This window comes from Paraburkholderia sp. BR10872 (assembly GCF_040965835.1).
Taxonomy (GTDB): Bacteria; Pseudomonadota; Gammaproteobacteria; order Burkholderiales; family Burkholderiaceae; genus Paraburkholderia; species Paraburkholderia nodosa_A.
In genome coordinates, this window is sequence record NZ_JBFRCN010000062.1 from 1 (window position 1) to 19,445 (window position 19,445).

General features: G+C 66.4%; 21 protein-coding genes. 12 read left to right on the forward strand and 9 right to left on the reverse strand.

From position 1 onward, the window contains the following. The 8 genes from groEL to AB4Y43_RS33970 form a co-directional block, all read right to left on the reverse strand. Positions 1-950, reverse strand: a 950-nt coding sequence (gene groEL, locus AB4Y43_RS33935) for a chaperonin GroEL (RefSeq protein ID WP_368729787.1), incomplete at its 3' end; no start/stop codon positions are given. Between the two features lie 26 nt (positions 951-976). After that, on the reverse strand, positions 977-1,267 hold the full coding sequence (locus AB4Y43_RS33940; RefSeq protein ID WP_069266822.1) for a co-chaperone GroES: 291 nt from the start codon (positions 1,265-1,267) through the stop codon (positions 977-979). A 234-nt stretch (positions 1,268-1,501) separates the two neighbouring features. Then, the gene (locus AB4Y43_RS33945; RefSeq protein ID WP_342950079.1) at positions 1,502-3,496 is read right to left on the reverse strand and encodes a family 2A encapsulin nanocompartment cargo protein cysteine desulfurase; all 1,995 of its coding nucleotides are present in this window, start codon (positions 3,494-3,496) and stop codon (positions 1,502-1,504) included. Beyond that, positions 3,471-4,403 (reverse strand): family 2A encapsulin nanocompartment shell protein, encoded by a 933-nt coding sequence (locus AB4Y43_RS33950; protein ID WP_342950080.1) that lies wholly within the window; start codon positions 4,401-4,403, stop codon positions 3,471-3,473. Before AB4Y43_RS33950 ends, AB4Y43_RS33945 begins: the two co-directional genes overlap by 26 nt. 114 nt (positions 4,404-4,517) lie before the next feature. Beyond that, complete coding sequence (locus AB4Y43_RS33955) at positions 4,518-4,781, reverse strand: helix-turn-helix domain-containing protein (RefSeq protein WP_069266894.1); 264 nt, start codon at positions 4,779-4,781, stop codon at positions 4,518-4,520. Further along, the gene (gene epsC / locus AB4Y43_RS33960; RefSeq protein ID WP_342950081.1) at positions 4,781-5,743 is read right to left on the reverse strand and encodes a serine O-acetyltransferase EpsC; all 963 of its coding nucleotides are present in this window, start codon (positions 5,741-5,743) and stop codon (positions 4,781-4,783) included. The genes AB4Y43_RS33955 and epsC overlap by 1 nt, the downstream gene beginning before the upstream one ends. Positions 5,744-5,788: 45 nt before the next feature. Beyond that, positions 5,789-6,256 carry a rhodanese-like domain-containing protein gene (locus tag AB4Y43_RS33965; protein ID WP_342950082.1) on the reverse strand — a complete coding sequence of 156 codons (468 nt, stop codon included), beginning with the start codon at positions 6,254-6,256 and terminating at the stop codon, positions 5,789-5,791. A gap of 173 nt (positions 6,257-6,429) precedes the next feature. Then, positions 6,430-6,648, reverse strand: a complete 219-nt coding sequence (locus tag AB4Y43_RS33970; protein WP_069266827.1) for a hypothetical protein — start codon at positions 6,646-6,648, stop codon at positions 6,430-6,432. A gap of 381 nt (positions 6,649-7,029) precedes the next feature. On the opposite strand from AB4Y43_RS33970, the gene AB4Y43_RS33975 reads away from it, so the two are divergent. The 6 genes from AB4Y43_RS33975 (at position 7,030) to AB4Y43_RS34000 (ending at position 13,467) form a co-directional block, all read left to right on the forward strand. Next, positions 7,030-8,067 carry an ABC transporter substrate-binding protein gene (locus AB4Y43_RS33975; RefSeq protein WP_342950083.1) on the forward strand — a complete coding sequence of 346 codons (1,038 nt, stop codon included), beginning with the start codon at positions 7,030-7,032 and terminating at the stop codon, positions 8,065-8,067. A gap of 4 nt (positions 8,068-8,071) precedes the next feature. After that, entirely contained in the window at positions 8,072-9,172 is a 1,101-nt protein-coding gene (locus tag AB4Y43_RS33980) for an ABC transporter permease (protein WP_368729788.1), read from the forward strand. After that, on the forward strand, positions 9,166-9,978 hold the full coding sequence (locus AB4Y43_RS33985; protein ID WP_368729789.1) for an ABC transporter ATP-binding protein: 813 nt from the start codon (positions 9,166-9,168) through the stop codon (positions 9,976-9,978). Before AB4Y43_RS33980 ends, AB4Y43_RS33985 begins: the two co-directional genes overlap by 7 nt. Before the next feature lie 41 nt (positions 9,979-10,019). Beyond that, complete coding sequence (locus AB4Y43_RS33990) at positions 10,020-11,231, forward strand: cytochrome c (RefSeq protein ID WP_368729790.1); 1,212 nt, start codon at positions 10,020-10,022, stop codon at positions 11,229-11,231. 309 nt (positions 11,232-11,540) lie between these two features. Then, positions 11,541-12,752 carry an acyl-CoA dehydrogenase family protein gene (locus AB4Y43_RS33995; protein ID WP_368619487.1) on the forward strand — a complete coding sequence of 404 codons (1,212 nt, stop codon included), beginning with the start codon at positions 11,541-11,543 and terminating at the stop codon, positions 12,750-12,752. 64 nt (positions 12,753-12,816) lie between these two features. Beyond that, on the forward strand, positions 12,817-13,467 hold the full coding sequence (locus AB4Y43_RS34000; RefSeq protein ID WP_083245434.1) for a peroxidase-related enzyme: 651 nt from the start codon (positions 12,817-12,819) through the stop codon (positions 13,465-13,467). Positions 13,468-13,527: 60 nt separating this feature from the next. On the opposite strand, the gene AB4Y43_RS34005 is transcribed toward AB4Y43_RS34000, so the two are convergent. Further along, a complete protein-coding gene (locus tag AB4Y43_RS34005; protein ID WP_069266832.1) occupies positions 13,528-14,439 on the reverse strand; it encodes a LysR family transcriptional regulator in 912 nt (303 codons plus the stop codon). A gap of 168 nt (positions 14,440-14,607) precedes the next feature. On the opposite strand from AB4Y43_RS34005, the gene AB4Y43_RS34010 reads away from it, so the two are divergent. The 6 genes from AB4Y43_RS34010 (at position 14,608) to AB4Y43_RS34035 (ending at position 19,441) form a co-directional block, all read left to right on the forward strand. Then, a complete protein-coding gene (locus AB4Y43_RS34010) occupies positions 14,608-15,537 on the forward strand; it encodes an ABC transporter substrate-binding protein (protein WP_069266833.1) in 930 nt (309 codons plus the stop codon). Positions 15,538-15,581: 44 nt separating this feature from the next. After that, positions 15,582-16,421, forward strand: a complete 840-nt coding sequence (locus tag AB4Y43_RS34015) for an ABC transporter permease subunit (protein ID WP_342950090.1) — start codon at positions 15,582-15,584, stop codon at positions 16,419-16,421. Next, positions 16,421-17,164, forward strand: a complete 744-nt coding sequence (locus AB4Y43_RS34020; RefSeq protein ID WP_368729791.1) for an ABC transporter ATP-binding protein — start codon at positions 16,421-16,423, stop codon at positions 17,162-17,164. The genes AB4Y43_RS34015 and AB4Y43_RS34020 overlap by 1 nt, the downstream gene beginning before the upstream one ends. Before the next feature lie 34 nt (positions 17,165-17,198). Then, complete coding sequence (locus AB4Y43_RS34025; protein ID WP_368729792.1) at positions 17,199-18,206, forward strand: NrtA/SsuA/CpmA family ABC transporter substrate-binding protein; 1,008 nt, start codon at positions 17,199-17,201, stop codon at positions 18,204-18,206. Positions 18,207-18,228: 22 nt separating this feature from the next. Further along, a complete protein-coding gene (locus tag AB4Y43_RS34030; protein WP_368729793.1) occupies positions 18,229-18,378 on the forward strand; it encodes a hypothetical protein in 150 nt (49 codons plus the stop codon). Positions 18,379-18,454: 76 nt separating this feature from the next. Further along, positions 18,455-19,441 carry an aliphatic sulfonate ABC transporter substrate-binding protein gene (locus AB4Y43_RS34035; protein WP_368684430.1) on the forward strand — a complete coding sequence of 329 codons (987 nt, stop codon included), beginning with the start codon at positions 18,455-18,457 and terminating at the stop codon, positions 19,439-19,441. Positions 19,442-19,445 lie beyond the last annotated feature (4 nt).

Genomic DNA, 19,445 nt, shown 5'->3' on the forward strand with positions numbered 1-19,445 from the left:
AGCTCCTGGAGCGTGGCCTTCTCCAGCGTGAGGCCCGTTTCCTCGGCGACCACCTGGCCGCCCGTGAGGATCGCGATGTCTTCGAGCAGCGCCTTGCGGCGGTCGCCGAAACCCGGCGCCTTCACGGCCACCGTCTTCAGCACGCCGCGAATGTTGTTGACGACGAGCGTGGCGAGCGCCTCGCCCTCGATATCCTCGGCGATCAGCAGCAGCGGGCGCCCGGCCTTCGCCACCTGTTCGAGCAGCGGCAGCAGGTCGCGAATGTTCGAGATCTTCTTGTCGTGCAGGAGGATGAACGGATTGTCGAGTTCGGCGACCTGCTTGTCCGGGTTGTTGATGAAGTACGGCGAGAGATAGCCGCGATCGAACTGCAAGCCCTCCACGACGTCGAGTTCGTCGGCGAGCGACTTGCCGTCTTCCACCGTGATCACGCCTTCCTTGCCCACGCGATCGATCGCCTCGGCAATGCGCTGGCCAATCGACTCCTCGCCGTTGGCCGAAATCGTCGCGACCTGCGCAATCTCCTTGCTCGTCGTGGTGGGCTTGCTGATCTTCCTGAGTTCTTCAACGGCGGCCACCACCGCCTTGTCGATGCCGCGCTTCAGGTCGAGCGGGTTGAGCCCCGCCGCCACGTACTTCTGCCCTTCGCGCACGATCGCCTGCGCAAGCACGGTGGCGGTCGTGGTGCCGTCGCCCGCTGCGTCGCTCGTTTTCGAGGCGACTTCCTTGACGACCTGCGCGCCGATGTTCTGGAGCTTGTCGGCCAGTTCGATTTCCCTGGCGACCGAAACGCCGTCCTTGGTCACGACGGGCGCACCGAAGCTGCGTTCGAGCACGACGTTGCGGCCCTTCGGGCCGAGCGTGACCTTGACGGCGTCGGCGAGCAGGTTCACGCCTTCGATGAGTTTGGTGCGGGCGATGTCGCCGAATACGATGTCTTTGGCTGCCATGATGACGTGCTCTCTCAGGTTCTCGCTTATTGATTGACGACTGCGACGATGTCTTCTTCGCGCAGCACGAGGAGTTCGTTGCCGTCGACCTTCACGGTCTGGCCCGCGTATTTGCCGAACAGCACGCGGTCTCCCGCGTTCAGGTCCGGCGCAATGCGGCGGCCGTCGTTGTCGCGGCGGCCCGGTCCCACGGCCAGCACTTCGCCCTGGTCGGGCTTTTCGGCGGCGCTATCGGGAATGACGATGCCCGAAGCGGTGCGGGTTTCCTGGTCGAGTCGTTTGACGATCACGCGATCGTGCAGTGGGCGCAGGCTCATGGGTGGCTTCCTTGCGGTTATCTCTCGGTTATTCGCGGTGAAAATGGCACTCGCCTCGTGCGAGTGCTGATGGAAAACCGAGTATAGAAAGCCGGCGCGCGCCGCTCCAATAACGGATTGGCAGATCGATATCTCACGAACGGGCTTATCGATATCGCGCGGAAGTGGAAAACGGAAAGGAGAGAGGAAAAGAGGAAGCGGAGCGGCGTCAGGCAACGCCGCTCCGGAGTCGTGTTACTGCCGCGGCGCCAGACCGCGAACGACCGACACGAGCGCATCGACCTCTTCGCACGTGTTGTAGAACGCGAGCGAGGGCCGCACGGTGGCTTCCAGACCGAAACGGCGCAGAATGGGCTGGGCGCAATGATGCCCCGCGCGCACTGCAATGCCTTCGCGGCTCAGCGCCTGCCCCACCTCTTCGGTGCTGTAGCCCTTCAGCACGAACGACAGCACGCTGGCCTTGTCGCGAGCCGTGCCCACGAGGCGCACGCCCGGCACCGGCGCGAGCACGCTCGTTGCGTAGGCAAGCAGATCGTGCTCGTAACGCGCGATGTTTTCGATGCCGACGCGGCTCACATAGTCCAGCGCGGCGCCCAGCCCCACCGCATCGGCGATATTGCCGGTGCCCGCTTCGAAGCGCGACGGCGGCGGCTGGAACACCGTCCGCTCGAACGTCACGTCCTGAATCATGTTGCCGCCGCCCTGCCATGGCGGCATGTTTTCCAGCACCTCGCGCTTGCCGTACACCACGCCGATGCCGGTCGGCCCATAGATCTTGTGGCCCGAGAACACGAAGAAGTCCGCATCGAGCGCCTGCACGTCCACCCGCATGTGCGAAATCGACTGCGCGCCGTCGACCAGCGCCTTCGCGCCCGCACGATGCGCAAGCTCCACGATCTCGTCCACCGGCACGACCGTGCCCAGCGCGTTCGACACCTGCGTGACCGAGACGATCTTCGTGCGGTCGTTGAGCAGTTTGCGGTACTCGTCCAGCAGCACCTGGCCCGAATCGTCGACCGGAATGACGCGCAGCCTGGCGCCCTTGAGCGCGGCGAGCTGCTGCCACGGGACGATGTTCGCGTGGTGCTCGAGATGCGAGACGATGATCTCGTCGCCCTCGCCCACGTTCTGCACGCCCCAGGTCTTCGCGATCAGGTTGATCGCCTCGGTCGTGCCGCGCACGAACACGATCTCTTCGGGCGACGATGCATTGATGAAGCGCTGCACCGTCTTGCGCGCATGCTCGTACGCGTCGGTCGCTCTCGCCGCGAGCGTGTGCGCCGCGCGGTGAATGTTCGAGTTCTCGTGCGCGTAGAAGTACGCGAGGCGATCGATCACGGCCTGCGGCTTGTGCGTCGTCGCGGCGTTGTCGAACCACACCAACGGCTTACCGTTCACGCGCTCCTGGAGGATCGGGAAGTCGCGGCGCACCGCATTGACATCGAAAGGCGGATGCGCGCCGCGCAACGGCACCCCCTGGCTCACGCCTGGCGCCGCTGCCCGTTCGTCGAGAAAGTATCGCGCGGGGCCGCCGCTTGAATCGTAGTCCCGATGATCGAGGGTCAGCAGGCCACGCAGTGCATCGTCGCCCGGCAAGCCGAACGCCTCCGGCGTAGGGAGCCCGTGCACCGGCACCTCGATATCGCGCGCCGTATCGCGCCAGCCGTTGCCCGCCGTTTCCGTGAAGTAGAACGGCGAACGCTCGCTCGTCGTGGCTCGCACGGGCTCGGGCGGCTCGGACACGGCGTACGCTTGCGGCACGCCAAGCAGCGCACCGCCCGCGCGCGGCTCCAGCGCCGGTGCGACCGTCACCGCGTTGTCGGGCAGTCCGTTCGCCGCCGCCGCGTGCGGCGCGAGCGCGGGTACGCGATTGCCGAGCGAAAGCACGTGCGTGGGCGCGGAAGGCGCGAGATTCAACCCCGGTGCCTTGCCTTGCGGCGGCGCGAAGCCCGGCACGCCCGTGCCGGTGCCGCCCGGACCCGCGAGCGGTGAGCCCGCCGGCGCCGGATTGCTGACCGAGGCAAGTATCGGCGCGGCCGCGGGCAAGGCGGACGGCACGCCGCCTACCGCGCCGCTACCTGCCGCGACGCCGGGCGCGCCTGCGCCGCCCGGCAACGTGCTGAAGAACTCGTTGGCGAGCCGCGCGAGCGTGGCGGGATCCGGCAGTCCGCCCGGCAACGGCGGATGCGCGATCTCCGTTGGGTTAGCGGTAGGTGTCAGGGTAGTCATGGTACTTGCCGATTTCCACGTCATCGAGCACAGCCAGCGCATCCGGCGAATGAACCGCCAGCGAGCAGTACAGCGAGATCAGATACGACGCGATCGCCTGGTTGTTGATGCCCATGAAGCGCACCGAGAGCCCCGGCCCCTGCTCGCCCGCCACGCCCGGTTGATACAGGCCCACCACGCCCTGGCGCTTGTCGCCCACGCGCAGCAACAGGATCTTGGTCTTGCCGTCGGCAACCGGCACCTTGTCCGAAGGAATCAGCGGAACGCCGCGCCACGTGAGGAACTGCGAACCGAACAGGCTGACCGTAGGCGGCGGCACGCCTCGCCGCGTGCACTCGCGGCCGAATGCGGCAATCGCGAGCGGATGGGTAAGGAAGAACGCGGGTTCTTTCCAGACCTTCGCGAGCAGTTCGTCGAGGTCGTCGGGCGTGGGCGCGCCGGTCAGCGGGAAAATGCGCTGGTCTTCCTCGACGTTCGCCAGCAGGCCGTAGTCGGGATTGTTGATGAGCTGGCTTTCCTGCAACTCCTTGATCGTTTCGATCGTGAGGCGCAGTTGCTCCTTGATCTGGTCGTGCGGGCTGCTGTAGAGGTCGGAAATCCGCGTGTGTACGTCGAGCACCGTGCTCACCGCGTTGAGGAAGTACTCGCGCGGCTGCTCTTCGTAAGGCACGAATGTCGTGGGCAGCGTGCCTTCGTCCTCGCGCGCCGTGCAGGCGGCACGCACTGCTTCGGGATCCTTAACGCGGTTCAGACGATAAATACCGGCTTCGACCGGCACCCATTGCAGCAGGTGCGTAAGCCAGCGCGGCGTGATCGTGGAAAGCTGCGGGACGGTTTTGGTGGCATTCGCCAGTTGCCGCGCGGCGTTATCGCCAAGCGCGGTCTGGCCGCTCTGAATCGAGGACATGAACGAGGGCTCCGGTGACTTATAACGAAAACTGCTTTGCTTATGAAGACGGCTGATTATGAGGAGCCAATGGAGCCGGATCAACCGGCTATAGACGGCAGCGTGCGGGAAGCCTCAGGGCGACAACGGGCTGCCGGGAAGCGAGATCGCGGTCGGCGCGCCCGCGGCCCCACCCGCAAGCAGCTCCGCGATACCCAAGCCGAAAGCCAATGCAAGCTTTTCGACGGTGACGATCGAAGCGATGGCCGTGCCGCGCTCGATTTCGCCGACGTAGGTGCGGTTGAGTCCCGCATGTTCGGCGAGCCGCTCCTGCGACCAGGCCTGCGCCTCGCGCAGGCGGCGCACTGTGGCGCCGAAGTCATGGACAATGGCGCTCATCATGCCGCGCCCGTTGCGATGGCATCCGGCGCGGCGGTGCCGGGGCGTTCATGCGCCGGCGCGCGCACTTCGTGCCGGGAAATCGCCTGGGTGATATGCGCCCCCGCCGGCACGCTTTCGGTCAGCCAGACATTGCCGCCAATCACCGCGCCGCGCCCGAGCGTGACACGCCCGAGTATCGTCGCGCCCGCATAAATGACGACCTCGTCCTCGACAATGGGATGACGTGGCAGCCCTTTCTCGAGATTGCCGGCCGCGTCGCGGGGAAAGCGTTTTGCGCCGAGCGTCACGGCCTGGTACACACGCACGCGCTCGCCAATGATCGCGGTTTCGCCGATCACGACGCCCGTGCCGTGATCGATGAAGAACGCACTGCCGATCTGCGCGCCCGGATGAATGTCGATGCCGGTGGCCGCATGCGCCAGTTCTGAAATGATGCGCGCGAGCAGCGGCAAACCGAGCCGGTAGAGTTCGTGCGCGAGCCGGTGGTGAATCATCGCCAGCACGCCCGGATAGCAGAGCAGCACCTCGTCGACGCTGCCCGCGGCCGGATCGCCGTTGAACGCCGCGAGCACATCGCTGTCGAGCAATCCACGGATGACTGGCAGGCGCTGCGAGAACGCACGCACGGCGGCCAATGCGCGTGCATCGATTTCGCCGTGATCGGTTTCGGCGTGGCGCGCCTTGTAGCGCAGTTCGAGCCTCGCCTGCGCCAGCAGTGCGTGCAGCGCGGCGTCGAGCGCATGGCCGACGTAGAAGTTCTCGCTTTCCTGGCGCAGGTCGGGCGGCCCGAGCCGCATCGGGAACAGCACGCCCTTGAGCGTTTCGACGACCTCGGCCAGCGCTTCGCGCGCGGGCAGGTCGCGCCCGCCCGGCTCCAGGGCGCGGCGCTGCAATTCCCGCCATTGCTGACGCACGCCCTGCAGCGCATCGACGATTTCCGACACATGAAATACGGTCACGCCAGTTCTCTCTTCGTTATTCGTTGGGGGCGTCGGGAACAGGCTCTAATCCTGCACCCACGGTAAGTCATGAAAACGCCAGCCATTACGGCGCCCGCGCCGGCCGGCTTCGTCCAGGTCGCCTTCAAAGCCTTCGGCGACGTTGAACACATGGGTAAAACCCGCCTTGGCCGCCGCTTCGGCGGCCTGTGCCGACCGGTTGCCGCTGCGGCACAGCAGGACAATCGCCGCGCTCTTGCCTGTCTTTGCCTCGAGCTCGCGCACGAAGCGCGGATTGCGTGTGAAGCTCGTGCCCGTGGCCCACGCCACATGCAACGTGTCGGGCACGTGGCCAACGAACTTGCGCTCTTCGGCCGTGCGCACGTCCACGAGCACCGTTTCGCCCGCCTGATGGAGCGCCCAGGCTTGCCGCGGCGTCACGCTGCCCGCGTAGGGCAGGCCGGCCGCCTGCGCGGCGCCGCGCGCCGCTTCCAGATCCGCGTGCAGCGGCGTTTCATGCAGTTCCACTGTCATCAGTGTCTCCTTAATGTGGACGGCAGCGCCCCGACCCTCGGAGCGCTGCCGCCTATAGCCATCAGGATTCCACTATGCGAGTGCGCCGCCGCCGTTCCAACCAATAAAAACTGATATGCAAATGGGCACACGTATGAGATGCAATCGTGCGAATTGGATCGCGTGCGCCCTCGTCAACATGACGCCGGCCTGCCGCGCTGGTCGATCCACAGTCGCGCCCAGCGCGAGGCGTACGCAATGGCGTGATCGGCCTCGAAGAAGTAATCGAGTGCGTCGAAAGTGAACGACGAACCGGGCGGCGACGACCAGTTTTCGATGGTCAGGTTCGCCGCGTAGAGTCCGCTCGGCAATGCGTGTGCGGACGCTTCGACTTCGTAGCCCTTATATCGCATGAAGGCTCCCGTAATGACAAACGCGGACACAAGCGCCCGCGGCACTTCATCCTGGTGCAAGAAGCGCACGACGGCAAAGAAGGCTTTGGCGTTAGCAAATCAGCACGGGCATCACTTCGTCATCACGATGCACTTTGCCTGCATGGGCGGGAATATTCACGCTGGAACGTCCGATGACAAACGACAGCATATGGTTTGCGCAATTCATTATTTCGCGGCAAACCAGATTCGGCATTACGCTGACATTCGACGTCGCTTTCCAATACTTACGCCATTTAATTAGGTTTACATACGATTCGATTCATGGCGACGCGCGCGCACGTATGCAGACCGCACTCACCTCAAGCGCCTCTTCACTTCGATCCGCACGGAGACCGATTCATGGCCGCATTGCACGGTTCCAGCCTCACCCCGCCCGCCCCGAACGGGCAACGCCGCAAATGGCTGCGCGCCGCCGGCGCGACCGCGCTGAGCGCGCCGGTTCTGACACTCGGCCGCAAGGCATGGTCGGCGCCGGCGCTCAAGCCGTTCACCTTCGCGTGGGCGCCGAACGGCTTTTGCCTCACGCCCGTCGCCGTCGCGCAGGAGCAGGGGTTCTTCGAAAAGAACGGACTGAAGGTCAATCTGGTGAGCTACGCCGGCTCGAACGACCAGTTGCTGCAAACGCTTTCCACCGGCAAGGCCGACGCTGCGGTCGGCATGATCCACCGCTGGCTCAAACCGTTGGAGGCAGGGTTCGATGTGAAGATCATCAGCAGCGTGCACGGCGGATGCGTGCGCCTGATCGGCTCGAGCGCGGCCGGCGTGACGTCGCTCGCCGCGCTCAAAGGCAAAACCGTGGGGGTGAGCGACCTCGCCTCTCCGGGCAAGAACTTCTTCGCCATCATGCTGCTCAAGCACGGCATCGACCCGGACCGCGACGTGAGCTGGCGCCAGTATCCCGCGGACCTGCTCGATGTCGCCGTGCAAAAGGGCGAGATCCAGGCCATCGCCGACGGCGACCCGAATCTCTATCTGCTGGAACGGCAACGTCCGGGCGCATACACGCATCTCGCCAGCAATCTTTCCGACGAATACGCGCACAAGGTCTGCTGCGTGATCGCCGCACGGGGCTCGCTGCTGCGCAGCGATCGCCCGACCGCTGCGGCGCTTGCGCGTGCGCTGATCCAGGCCACCGACTTCTCGCGCGAGAACCCGCGGGAAGCGGCGAAATCGTTCGCGAAGTACACGCCGAAATTCGCCGAGGATGACCTTGTAAAGCTCTATTCGTCGCTCACCTACGATCACCATCCGACCAACGTCGATCTCCAGCAGGAGATCGCGTACTTCGCCGAGGACTTCAAGCGCGCCGGCGTGCTCAAGCCCACCACCGACCCGCAGCGCTTCGCCGCGGCCGTCTACACCAACGTACTGGGGTGACGCGATGACGACGCTCGAACAGCCTGCGCTGGCGCGCGCCGGCGCCAGCGACGCACTGGAGGCCAGCGAAGGCGCAGGCCAGCCTTTCGCGAATGTCGACCTGCGGGGCCGGCGTTCTTCCGGGCAGCCAACCGCGTGGTACACCGGGCTCGGGGTCGCGGCGGCATGGGCCGTGTTTGGCGGCGTCACGCGCCTGTGGCCGAACCGCATCACCGGTTTTTCCGACTGGGCCTATACCGCCGAACTGGGCGCGGCCGCCTGGGCGATCGCGGCATGGCTCGCGCTGTTCGCGCTCGTACTGCCCGCTCTCGAACGCGGCAGCGAGCGGTTGCGGCCCGCGCTGCGCGGCTTGAGAAAAGCGGGACCATGGCTGATCGCGTTGCCCGTTGCGTTCGCGCTCTGGGAGATCCTCACGGCGAAGACCGCGCTCCTGCCTACGCCGTTCTTCGCGCCGCCGCAGGCGCTCGTCGAGGTCTATCGCGACGACTGGGCGCGGCTCGCCGATTGCGTGGCCCATTCGATCGGCCTGCTCGCCGTAGGCTTTCTCTACGGCGGCGTGGCCGGATTCCTCATCGGCGTGTCGATCGGCTGGTCGCGCGCCGTGGGCTACTGGGTGCACCCCGTCATGCGCGTGCTCGGCCCCGTGCCCGCCACGGCGCTGCTCCCGCTCGCGTTCTATATCTTCCCGTCGAGCCGTTCCGCCGCGATCTTCCTGATCGCGCTCGCCACCGCGTTCCCCGTGACCGTGCTCACGTGGTCGGGAGTCGCGAGCGTGAACAAGGCGTACTACGACGTGGCCCGCACGCTCGGGGCAAGCCAGCGGTTCCTCGTGCTGCGCGTCGCCATTCCGGCTGCGCTGCCCCAGGTCTTCGTCGGCCTCTTCATGGGCCTGAGCGCCTCGTTCACGGTGCTCGTGACAGCCGAGATGATGGGCGTGAAATCCGGCCTTGGCTGGTACCTCACATGGGCGCAGGGGTGGGCGTCGTACTCGAACATGTACGCCGCGCTGCTCGTGATGGCTGTCCTGTTCTCGGGCCTCATCACCCTGCTCTTCCTCGTGCGCGATCGCACGCTCGTCTGGCAGAAAGGAACCGTCAAATGGTAAATGCCGCCGTGGCGCACGCCACGCCCTCGATTTCGCCCGAGCCAGCGATCCGGGGCGCACATATCACTGTCGAGCAGGTGAGCCACCGCTTCGACACGCCCAAGGGCCCGCTCGCGGTGCTCGACGACGTGACGCTCTCGGTCGCGCCGGGCGAATTCGTCGCGCTGCTGGGCCCAAGCGGCTGTGGAAAGTCCACGCTGCTGCGTCTCGTCGCGGGGCTCGAACCGGCGACGCACGGCAGGGTCCTGCAAGACGGCGCGCCGATCGAGCGGCCCGATCCCTCGCGCGTCGTGGTGTTTCAGGACCCGACGCTCTATCCATGGCGGCGCGTGCGCGCGAACGTCGCGCTCGGGCTGCAGGCGCGCGGCGTGATCAAGCAGGAGCGCAAGCGTGTGGATGTCGAGCTCGAACGCGTTGGCCTCACCGAATTCGCGGATGCCTTTCCGCACCAGCTTTCGGGCGGTATGTCGCAGCGCGTGGCGCTGGCCCGCGCGCTCGTCAACGATCCGCGCCTGCTCGTGCTCGACGAGCCGCTCGGCAAGCTCGACTCGCTCACGCGTCTGGCAATGCAGAGCGAACTCGTGGATCTCTGGCAGCGCGACCGTTTCTCTGCGCTGCTCGTCACCCATGATGTGGAAGAAGCGCTCTTTCTTGCCCAGCGCGTGATCGTGTTCAGCCCGCGGCCCGCGCGCGTCGCGGCCGAACTGCATGTCGACCTGCCCTATCCGCGCCATCGCGGCGACCCGGCGTTTGCCGCGCTGCGCCGCGAAGCCTTGCAGCATCTCGGCCTCGACGCGAGCTGGTAAGGAATACGAATGATGCGGCACGCTTCATCCCACGCGCGGCGATGAGCGCGCTGCTTTCCGGCAACGCCTGGCTCAACCCGTTTCTCGGCGCGCTGCAGGCGGCGCAGGTCGAACTCGGCAGTGTGGCGCACGCGCTCGGCATCGCCGGCGACAGCCACGGCCAGCCCGCGTGGCCGTGGCCGAAACGCCTCGCCGTAGAGGTTCTGCTGATCGATGCGGGCGTCGCGCGCCAGCTCGCACTGGCGCTCGCCGCCACCGGCGGCGCACTGCTGCTCGCGGTCGCGGGTCTGGTCTGGCGCGGGCGGCGCATCGCGCTGTTCGCCGCGGCCGCACTCGCCGCCTGGTTCGCGCCGTGGCCCGACACTTCGCTGTGGCTGACCGACGCCGTGCCCACGAGCTTCCAGACCACGCCCTTCTCGGTCGAGACGATCGCGCTCGGCGCGGCACACTATGCGCGCGAGTGCGCGGCCTGCCACGGCGACACGGGCCGCGGCGACGGCCCGCGCGCCGGCACGCTCGTGCACTGGCCGCCGACCGTCGTGGGCCCGCTGCTCGGTCATCGTCTGGACGGGGAAGTGTTCTGGCGCGTGCTGCATGGCATGCACGCACGCGACGGCGCGCAAACGATGCCCGGATTCGAAGGACGCCTGTCCGATGCGCAGACGTGGGCCATTCTCGATTACCTGAAGGTGCTGGCCGCGGGCGGCGGCGCGCAGGACGGCGAAGGCTGGCCGGTGCCTGTGGCGCTGCCTGCACTAGACGTGCGCTGCGGCGACGCGCCGGCCGTGCCGCTGGCCAGTTGGCGCGCAGGGCAGCGAGTGCGGGCCGTGGCCGTCGACGGGCGCGCGCCGCCGCTCGAAGATCCGCGCTGGCAAACGCTGCTGCTGTTCCGCGACGGCGCGTTGCCCGCGCCGTCCGAAGCCGCGCGTTGGGCAGCGAATGGCGACGCCTCGTGCGTGGCCGTCTCGCCCGGAGCGTGGACTGCGTTCGCGGGCATAGCGGGCGTGAATGCGCAAGCCTTCGCGGGCTCGCAACTGATCGCTGACCGCGACGGCTGGCTGCGCGCCGAGGCGAAACCGGGCGACCCCGCATGGGCCAACGCGGCGCTGCTCTGCACAGCCGCCGGCGCGGGCGGCGAACGCGGCGGGCGCGGCGGGCGCGTGAGCCGCGGGCGGTCCGATCCGCTCACTTCGCTACTGCTGCGCATTGACGCGGAGCCAGTGCGTTACGTGAAGGGTGGCTACGTGCATTGATCGCGGCACGGAAAAACGCACCTTCATCGCACACCTTCATCGCGCACCTTCCGCCGCATCGAACGAATCGGAAAAGTAACGCATATGATTCGGCATCCCTATTATCTGCCTTCGATATGTAAATCTCGATTTGATATTGGCCACGGTTTGCATCCCAAACCATAATGGGCAACGAGCGGATTGCACCGCCCGCGCGCTCCCGCAGTCTTGAAGCGCGACCTCTCAACCGTATCTGGATCGCTGCGGGCGCGGCCACTTCCGCCACACGGTGACGTGACCCGCGCTCGCGCCCATGCAGGAGGTAACGTCTTGAGTACCGTACTGGAACATCGAGCGCCGCAATCATCACTTACCCCTCAAGCGGGGTCGCCACTGCTCACCGAATCACTGCTGGAGCGCATCGGTGGCCGCGCAGCGCAGTACGACCGCGAGAACGCGTTCTTCGCAGAGGATCTGGCTGACCTCCACGCATCAGGCTTCCTGCGTGCAAGCGTGCCGCGCCAGTTCGGCGGCCTTGGTTTCACGCTGCCGGCGCTATTGCGCGAGCAGATCAGGCTCGCCTCCCGGGCGCCCGCCACGGCGCTCGCACTCAATATGCATCTCTACTGGGCAGGCGCCGCCTTGCATCTGTGGCGGCGCGGCGATCCTTCGGCCGACTGGATTCTGCGCGAGATCGGCGCGGGCAAGGTGTTCGCCGCAGGCCATGGCGAGCCTGGCAACGATGCGGGCCTCGCGGACTCGACAGTGCGCGCGACGCCGCTACCCGGCGGCGCCTGGCGCTTCGAGGGCCACAAGATCTTCACGTCGCTCGCCCCCGCATGGGACTGGCTCGGCGTGCATGGACGCGACGACAGCGATCCGGCCAATCCGCGCATCGTGCACGCCTTCATTCGCCGGGACGCGGCGGGCCATCGCACCGAGCCCACGTGGGACGCGCTCGGATTGCGTGCGACGAGCAGTCACGACACGTGGCTCGAAGGCGTCGTTGCGCAGCCCGAGCACGTCACCCGCGTGTTGCCCGCGGGGCCGCCCGACGATCCATTCGTCGACGGCATTCTTGGCGCAGTCCTGCCCGGGCTGGGCGCGGTGTATTACGGCATCGCGAAGCGCGCTTTCGACCTGGCGCTGGATGCGGCGCGATCGCGGCGCTCTCTCGCGCTGGGCGGCCAGACGTATGCGTTCAAGCCGCTCACGCAGGCCCACGTCGCGCAAGCCGCGATCGAACTGGAGAGCATCGAGGCGCTGCTCGAGCGCACCGCACAGCGCTGGTGGGACGGCTACGCACCTGGCGAACTGTGGCTCGCGCAACTCCTTGCGGCCAAACAGCACGCCGTCGATGGCGCGCTGCGTGTGGTCAATCTCGCCTTGCAGGTGAGCGGCGCGGGTTCGCTCTCGCGCCGGCAGGAACTCGAAAGGCTTTTTCGCGACGTGCGCGCCGGCGCGTTCCATCCGCCCAACGCCGATGCAACACACGAGTTGATCGGCCAGCTATGGCTGGGCGTCCTCGGCCAGACCGTATAGCGCACGCATCTCAGCAATTCTTCGAAGATTTCCGGTTCGCACGCAAAACATAAGGAGTCCGTTTATGTCTTCTGCCGCATCCACTATCGATATCGCGTCGCGTCGGGCGGATTTCGTTGCCGGTCACGACATCGCACACGAGCCCGTCTCCCGGCTTGGCCTGCCCGAAGAATCGGGGCTGCCGCCGCATGCTGCCGAGCTCTTCGAGCGATTTCGGCGCCAATACGGCTTCGTGCCAAACTGGCTGGCCGCACTGGCCGTCAACCCCGACACGGCGTCGCGGCTCGTGGCGTTCTACGAACATCTGTTCGACCCGCATCGCAGCCGCCTGACGGCCGCCGAGCGAGAACTGATCGCAGTCGTCACTTCCGCGGCGAACACCTGCAGCTATTGCGTGTTCAACCACACCCAGTCGCTCGCGACTGCGCTCGGCGACACCGTGCGCGCACAGCGCATCGCGCAGGGATGGCATCACGTGCGGCTGGATCCGAAGGAGGCGGCGCTCGCCGGGATTGCGGAGCAGCTCACGCGCGAACCCGGCCTTGTCGACGACAGCGCTCTGCAGCGGCTCCACGACCTCGGCTTCACGCGTGAGGCGGTCGTCGAGATCCTCGAAATATCCGCTTTCTTCAATTACGCGAACCGTCTGACGATCGCGCTCAATGTCGTGCCCGACGATCAGTTTTTCTCGGGAAGAGACCGCGAGACCTCATAAGATTCGCGCCGTCGACGGGACCGTATAGCCGCTGCCGCCCGCCGCAAGCGCTACCGCCGCTCACGCCGCGCGTGCAAGCTTCGCCGACTTGAAGCTTTGCGCAACGCTTTGCGCCAGCACCGCGATAGCGGATTCCATCTTGCCAATGGCGCGTGAGCGGACGATACGCACCGCGATTTCGGGCTTGAAGTCGCTCACCTGCACGATGTCCAGCAAATCGGCGTGCGCGCTCGCCACGACGAGCGGATACGGCACGACACCGAGGCCCACGCCGTCCGCGACGAGCCCGAGTTGCAACTCGGTGCCGAGCGTTTCGAAATTCAGTTTGAGTGCGTGGCCTTGCGCAGCGAGCGCATGCTGCAGGCCGGCGCGAAAGCCGCAACCGTCCGGATTGAGCACCCAGCCGTGCGACTGGCATTCGGCGAGCGTCCAGGCGCGGCGCTTCAGCAGCCCCTTTTGCGCGACCACGGCGAGCTTGAGCGAGCTGAGCGACTCCGCCACCAGCGTTTCGGACAACGCGCGGTTCGCGGGCAACAGCACGACGGCCGCGTCGAGTTCGCCGTCCTCCACTTTTTGCAGCAGCGGTGCGCCCCACCCCGTGGATACGCGCGCCTGCAACCCGGGATGCGCGTGACGCAGCGATTGCAGCGCGTCGAGCATCGCGATGTCGGCAACGGTTTGCGCTACTCCCACACGCAGCACGCCCGCAAGCGGCGCCCCGTCGTTCACGAGTTGCCGCAGCGCGTCGATCTCTCGCACGATGGCGCGGCACTGGTCGTACACGGCGCGGCCCATCGGCGTCGTGCGCATGGGCTTGGTGTTGCGATCGAGCAGCGCCACGCCCAATGCTTCCTCGAAATTCTGGATGCGGCGAGTCACGGCGGGCTGCGTCAGTTCGAGCCGTTCGGCCGCGTGGCTCAGCGACTCGCTGCGCACCACGGCGACGAAGGCTTCGATCTCGTCGAGTGTCATGATGATCCCGGTGTATTGATCGCGTAGCTTAACGTCGTTGCAACGCTTCGTTCAAGCGCCGGCGCATTTGCGATCTGCATATTTCCTTAGAAGAACAATGCGCTTGCCTTATATGGGAGCGCTCCGTATCGTGCTCTCTTCGCTATCCGCATTACCCAGGGAATCTTCATGCGCCGCGCTTATGTCCGCTTTCTTGTCGCGATTGCTGCAACATTGCCGCTGGCTGTATCCGCCGCCACGCTCAAGGTCGGCGACCAGCAGCTCCAGACGCGCGGCATACTCGAAGCGTCGGGCCAGCTAAAGGACGTGCCCTACCAGATCGAATGGTTCAATTTTCCCGCCGCGCAGCCGCTGGGCGAAGCGCTCAACGCGGGCGCGATCGACGTGGGCGGCCTGGGCGACGCCCCGCTCATCTTCGCGTACTCGGCAGGTGCGAAAATCCGCGCCGTTTCGGCCACGCGCTCGACGCCTGTCGATCTCGCGATCGTCGTGCCCGACGCTTCGCCGATCCGCAACGCTGCCGACCTCAAGGGCAAGCGCATCGCCACCACGCGCGGCTCGATTGGCCACTATCTCGCCGTGGCCACGCTCGAACATGCGAACCTCAAGCTCACCGACGTGACCTTGTCGTACATGCAGCCCGTCGACGCCCAGGCCGCACTCGCCACCGGCAGCGTGGACGCCTGGTCCACATGGGACCCTTACGTGGCACTCACCGAAGCGCGCCAGCATACGCGCAGCATCGCGAACGGCGTGGGCGTTTCATCGGGCTTGAGCTTCGAGGCCGCCACCGATACGGCGATCCGCGACAAGCACGCCGAACTCGCCGACTTCCTGCGTCGCGTGGCGGCCGGCCAGCGTTGGGCGCTCTCGCATCCTGACGAAGTCGCGGCGATCCAGTCGCGCGTGACGGGTCTGCCCGCCGATGTGCTCAAAACCGTCTATCAGCGCGCGCAACTGCATCCCGTGCCGATCGACAACGGCGTGATCGCCGAGCAGCAGCGCACCGCCGATCTCTACCTGCGCGCGGACGTCATCAAAACACGCCTCGACGTTGCGCCGAGCTTCGACAAACAGTTCTCGTCGACCGCGCCCTGAACGGACGTCCATCGCCCGGACTTCACCGCAATTACGGAACCGCCATGGCAGACGTCACCTCCTCTTCAAACCGCTATGGACCGCCTTCGCGCGCCGGCGGCTCGCGGCTTTCGACGGGTCGCTTTTATTTCTGGCTCTCGTGGGCGATCCCCGCGCTGATCGTCGTGGTCTGGGAACTCGCGGCGCGCGTGGGCTGGATCGCGCCGCAAGTGCTGCCGGCGCCGAGCAGCGTCGCCGCGACGGCGTGGGATCTTGCACGCAACGGCGACCTGTTCGTGCACCTCGGCGTCTCGCTGCTGCGTGCCGTAACAGGACTTCTGATCGGCGGCACGATCGGCCTCGTGCTTGGCGTACTGGTGGGTTTTTCCCGGCTCGCGCAGGCGCTCATCGACCGGTCGATCCAGATGGTCCGCGCGATTCCCTTTCTCGCGATGCTGCCGCTCGTCATCGTGTGGTTCGGCGTGGGCGAAGTCGCGAAGATTTTTCTGGTCGCGCTCGCCGTGCTGTTTCCCGTCTACATCAACACGATGCTCGGCATTCGTCAGATCGATCCCAAGCTGATGGAACTGGCCAAGGTGATCGGGTTGAACTGGCCGGCCGTGGTGCGCCGGATCATCCTGCCTGGCGCCATGCCTTCGATCCTCACCGGCGTGCGTTACGCGCTGGCGCACGCGTGGCTCGCCCTCGTGATCGCCGAAACGCTCGCGACGACCAAGGGCATCGGCTTTCTCGCCATGGACGCCCGCGAATTCCTGCAAACCAACGTCATCCTGTTGACCATGATTATTTACGCGATCATCGGCGTTGCCGCGGACGCGCTGGTTCGCTCGCTCGAAGCGCGCTTCCTCTCCTGGCACGCTAACTACGCGAAGGGGGCGAAATAATGGGCTCCACCGTCGCGTTGTCCCTTCCTGCGAATGGCGCGCCTCGCGCCGCAAACGAAGCCGCCGCGGCACCGTCCGCTGTATCGGTGCGCGGCCTGCAACGCCGTTATGGCGAGCGCGTCGTCATCGACGCACTCGACCTCGATATCCGCAAGGGCGAATTCGTCGCGCTGCTCGGCGAAAGCGGTTGCGGCAAGACCACACTGCTGCGTGCGCTCGCGGGCCTCGACAAACCGGATGCCGGGCAAATTCGCGCGCCAGAGCGGCCCTCCGTGGTGTTTCAGGAGCATCGTCTGCTGCCCTGGGCCACTTTGTGGGAGAACGTCGCGCTCGGCCACGAGTCGAGCGTCGGGCGCACCGGCGCCACCCGGGCACTGGCCGAAGTCGGTTTGTCAGGCCGCGAGGACGACTGGCCGCGCAATCTGTCCGGCGGTCAGGCGCAGCGCGTGGCGCTCGCGCGGGCGCTCGTGCGCGACCCCGCGCTGCTGTTGCTCGATGAACCGTTCGCCGCGCTCGACGCGCTCACGCGCATCAAGATGCATGGACTCGTGAAGCAGCTGGTCGCGCGCCACGCGCCGGGCGTGCTGCTCGTGACCCACGACGTCGACGAGGCGCTCGCGCTCGCGGACCGGATACTCGTCATGCGCGCCGGGCGCATCGCGGCTTCGTTTCACACCAAAGACCACACGCCGCAGGCATTGCGGCTCACGCTGCTCGAGGGACTGGGCGTTCGGTCGCACTGATGCGCTCCGCTCTCTACAGAAGGAACCACCACGAATGAACGATGTTTCACTGACTCGCCGCCAGCTTCTGCTCGCGGCGGGAGGTTTGCTTGCCGGCGCCGCAGCCGCGCCTCTTCTTTCCGCGCATGCGGCCGAGCCGCCCCGCAAGCTCACGCGCAACACCGACACGGTCCGCATTGGCTGGGGTTACGGCGCCCTGCCCGACATCGCCAGGCAGCGCGGCGCGTTCGAGAAGACGCTCGCCGCGAAGAACATCAAGGTCGAATGGATCGGTCCGTTCCCGAACCATGCGCCCTCGATCCAGGCCGTGGTCGGCGGTAGCGCGGACTTCGGCTTCTGGGGCTCCACCACACCCGCGCTCGCCGCCATGCTGGCCGGCTCGCCCATCGTCTTCACCGGATTCGACGTGTATTCGCCGCGGTCCACGGCCATCATCGTGAAGAAGTCGAGCGGCATCAACTCGGTTGCCGACCTCGCCGGGCGCAAGGTCGCGGTGAACCGCTCGGGGCTCGGCGAGTTCCTGCTCATCGCGGCGCTGGAGAAGCATCATATCGACCGCGACAAGGTCGAGTTCGTCTATCTGAATCCGCCCGATGCGGCGCCTGCATTTGCGCAAGGCAGAGTCGATGCATGGTCGATGTGGTCGCCCGCCGTGGATATCGCGCGCTATTCGCATGACGCGAAGGACATTTTCAACGAGGGGCGCGATCTCGATTTCCTCATCGACTACAGCTCGCTCGTGACACGTCGTAAGTTCACCGAAGAAAATTCGGAGCTGGTGCGCGCCGTGCTCGACGCGTATTACGTGGAAGGCGCCTGGCAGTCGGCGCATGCCGCCGATTCGGAACAGCTCGTGCAGAAGGAAGCGAAGTATCCGGACCAGGTGCGCGACTATCTGACGAGCCTGAAGCGCGTGAACCAGTTTCACGAGCCGGACGACGCGGCCTTCATGGCGCAGTTCCAGCGCGCGGCGGATTGGCTCGCGCAACGCAGAATCATCAACGGGCCCATCAAGGTCGCCGATTACAGCGTCAAGGTGTGACGCGTCATGAACGGGAATGCGCATGACTGAAACCTCCGCCCTCCAGCCCGGCGGCATCGCGCTCGTCTCGCCGTTGTCCGCCGCGCTCGGCTTCTGCGCGTTGCGCGAAGGCGAATCACGCCGCCGATATGGCGCGCTCACCCGGCCAAAGCGCTCCCGGGCGAATCCTTAGCAGAATCGCTTCGTTGCCTTGTGCGCGAAGGTCATCCAGCATTTTCGATTCGTCAACTGAATCCGCTGGGTCCGCCATGTTCTCTCCCTCCCGCCGACGCCTGCTCATTCATGGATCGATTCTCGGCGTCGCGGCGACCACGGGTCTCGCTTTTGCCGCACCGGCTTCCACGCTGCGAATCGGCTATCAGAAGTCGTCTACGCTGATCACCGTGCTCAAGACGCAAGGCAAGCTCGAATCCGCGCTCGCGCCGCTCGGCGTGAGCGTGAGCTGGAGCGAGTTCGCGAGCGGGCTGCCGCTCACCGAAGCGCTCAATGCGCAAGCCGTGGATTTCAGCGCCGATGTTGCCGACACCGTGCCGATCTTCGCGCAGGCTGCACATGCGCGCTTCGTCTACGTCGCCCAGGAAGCGCCCTCGCCCGGTGCGCAGGCCATCATCGTCAAGCGCGCGGGTGCGCTGCGCACGCTCGCCGACCTGCGCGACAAGGACATCGCCGTGACGAAGGCGGCCGGCAGCCACTATCTGCTACTGGCTGCACTCGCGCAGGCGAACGTGCCCGCCGAAGCGGTGCGCATCCACTACCTCACGCCTGCAGACGGGCGCGCCGCTTTCGAGAACGGCAGCGTCGACGCGTGGGTGACGTGGGACCCCTATGTGGCCTCGGTCGACCAGCAGCCCGACGTGCGCGTGCTCGCCGACGGCAAGGGGCTCGCCACCTACCAGCGCTACTATCTCGCCTCCACGCGTTTCGCGCAGGCGCGGCCCGACGTGATCGCCGTGGTCTATGCGCAGTTGCGCGACGCCGGCCAATGGGTGCGCAGCGCGCCGCAGGACGCCGCGCGGCTGCTCGCGCCGGTCTGGGGGCTCGATGCGCCCACCATCGAGCGCGCCAACGCACGCCGAAGCTATCTCGTGCGCGAGGTCAGCGCCCCGGTTTTCGGCGAGCAGCAGAAAATCGCCGATACGTTCTTCAACGCGCATCTGCTGCCGGCCCCGGTGGAGACGGCGCACGCCGAGCGCTGGGACTTCGCGCAAAAGCGTGCGATTGCGATCGGCGTGTAAGCCG

Coding starts and splice junctions, on each gene's coding strand:
- AB4Y43_RS33980 (WP_368729788.1), top strand. CDS start 8,072: ATGACGACGCTCGAACAGCCTGCGCTGGCGCGCGCCGGCGCCAGCGAC.
- AB4Y43_RS33955 (WP_069266894.1), bottom strand. CDS start 4,781: ATGAGCGCCATTGTCCATGACTTCGGCGCCACAGTGCGCCGCCTGCGC.
- AB4Y43_RS33970 (WP_069266827.1), bottom strand. CDS start 6,648: ATGCGATATAAGGGCTACGAAGTCGAAGCGTCCGCACACGCATTGCCG.
- AB4Y43_RS33965 (WP_342950082.1), bottom strand. CDS start 6,256: ATGACAGTGGAACTGCATGAAACGCCGCTGCACGCGGATCTGGAAGCG.
- AB4Y43_RS33985 (WP_368729789.1), top strand. CDS start 9,166: ATGGTAAATGCCGCCGTGGCGCACGCCACGCCCTCGATTTCGCCCGAG.
- AB4Y43_RS34025 (WP_368729792.1), top strand. CDS start 17,199: ATGAACGATGTTTCACTGACTCGCCGCCAGCTTCTGCTCGCGGCGGGA.
- AB4Y43_RS33975 (WP_342950083.1), top strand. CDS start 7,030: ATGGCCGCATTGCACGGTTCCAGCCTCACCCCGCCCGCCCCGAACGGG.
- AB4Y43_RS33990 (WP_368729790.1), top strand. CDS start 10,020: ATGAGCGCGCTGCTTTCCGGCAACGCCTGGCTCAACCCGTTTCTCGGC.
- AB4Y43_RS34030 (WP_368729793.1), top strand. CDS start 18,229: ATGACTGAAACCTCCGCCCTCCAGCCCGGCGGCATCGCGCTCGTCTCG.
- AB4Y43_RS34015 (WP_342950090.1), top strand. CDS start 15,582: ATGGCAGACGTCACCTCCTCTTCAAACCGCTATGGACCGCCTTCGCGC.
- AB4Y43_RS34000 (WP_083245434.1), top strand. CDS start 12,817: ATGTCTTCTGCCGCATCCACTATCGATATCGCGTCGCGTCGGGCGGAT.
- AB4Y43_RS34005 (WP_069266832.1), bottom strand. CDS start 14,439: ATGACACTCGACGAGATCGAAGCCTTCGTCGCCGTGGTGCGCAGCGAG.
- AB4Y43_RS33945 (WP_342950079.1), bottom strand. CDS start 3,496: ATGACTACCCTGACACCTACCGCTAACCCAACGGAGATCGCGCATCCG.
- AB4Y43_RS33950 (WP_342950080.1), bottom strand. CDS start 4,403: ATGTCCTCGATTCAGAGCGGCCAGACCGCGCTTGGCGATAACGCCGCG.
- AB4Y43_RS33940 (WP_069266822.1), bottom strand. CDS start 1,267: ATGAGCCTGCGCCCACTGCACGATCGCGTGATCGTCAAACGACTCGAC.
- AB4Y43_RS34010 (WP_069266833.1), top strand. CDS start 14,608: ATGCGCCGCGCTTATGTCCGCTTTCTTGTCGCGATTGCTGCAACATTG.
- AB4Y43_RS34020 (WP_368729791.1), top strand. CDS start 16,421: ATGGGCTCCACCGTCGCGTTGTCCCTTCCTGCGAATGGCGCGCCTCGC.
- AB4Y43_RS34035 (WP_368684430.1), top strand. CDS start 18,455: ATGTTCTCTCCCTCCCGCCGACGCCTGCTCATTCATGGATCGATTCTC.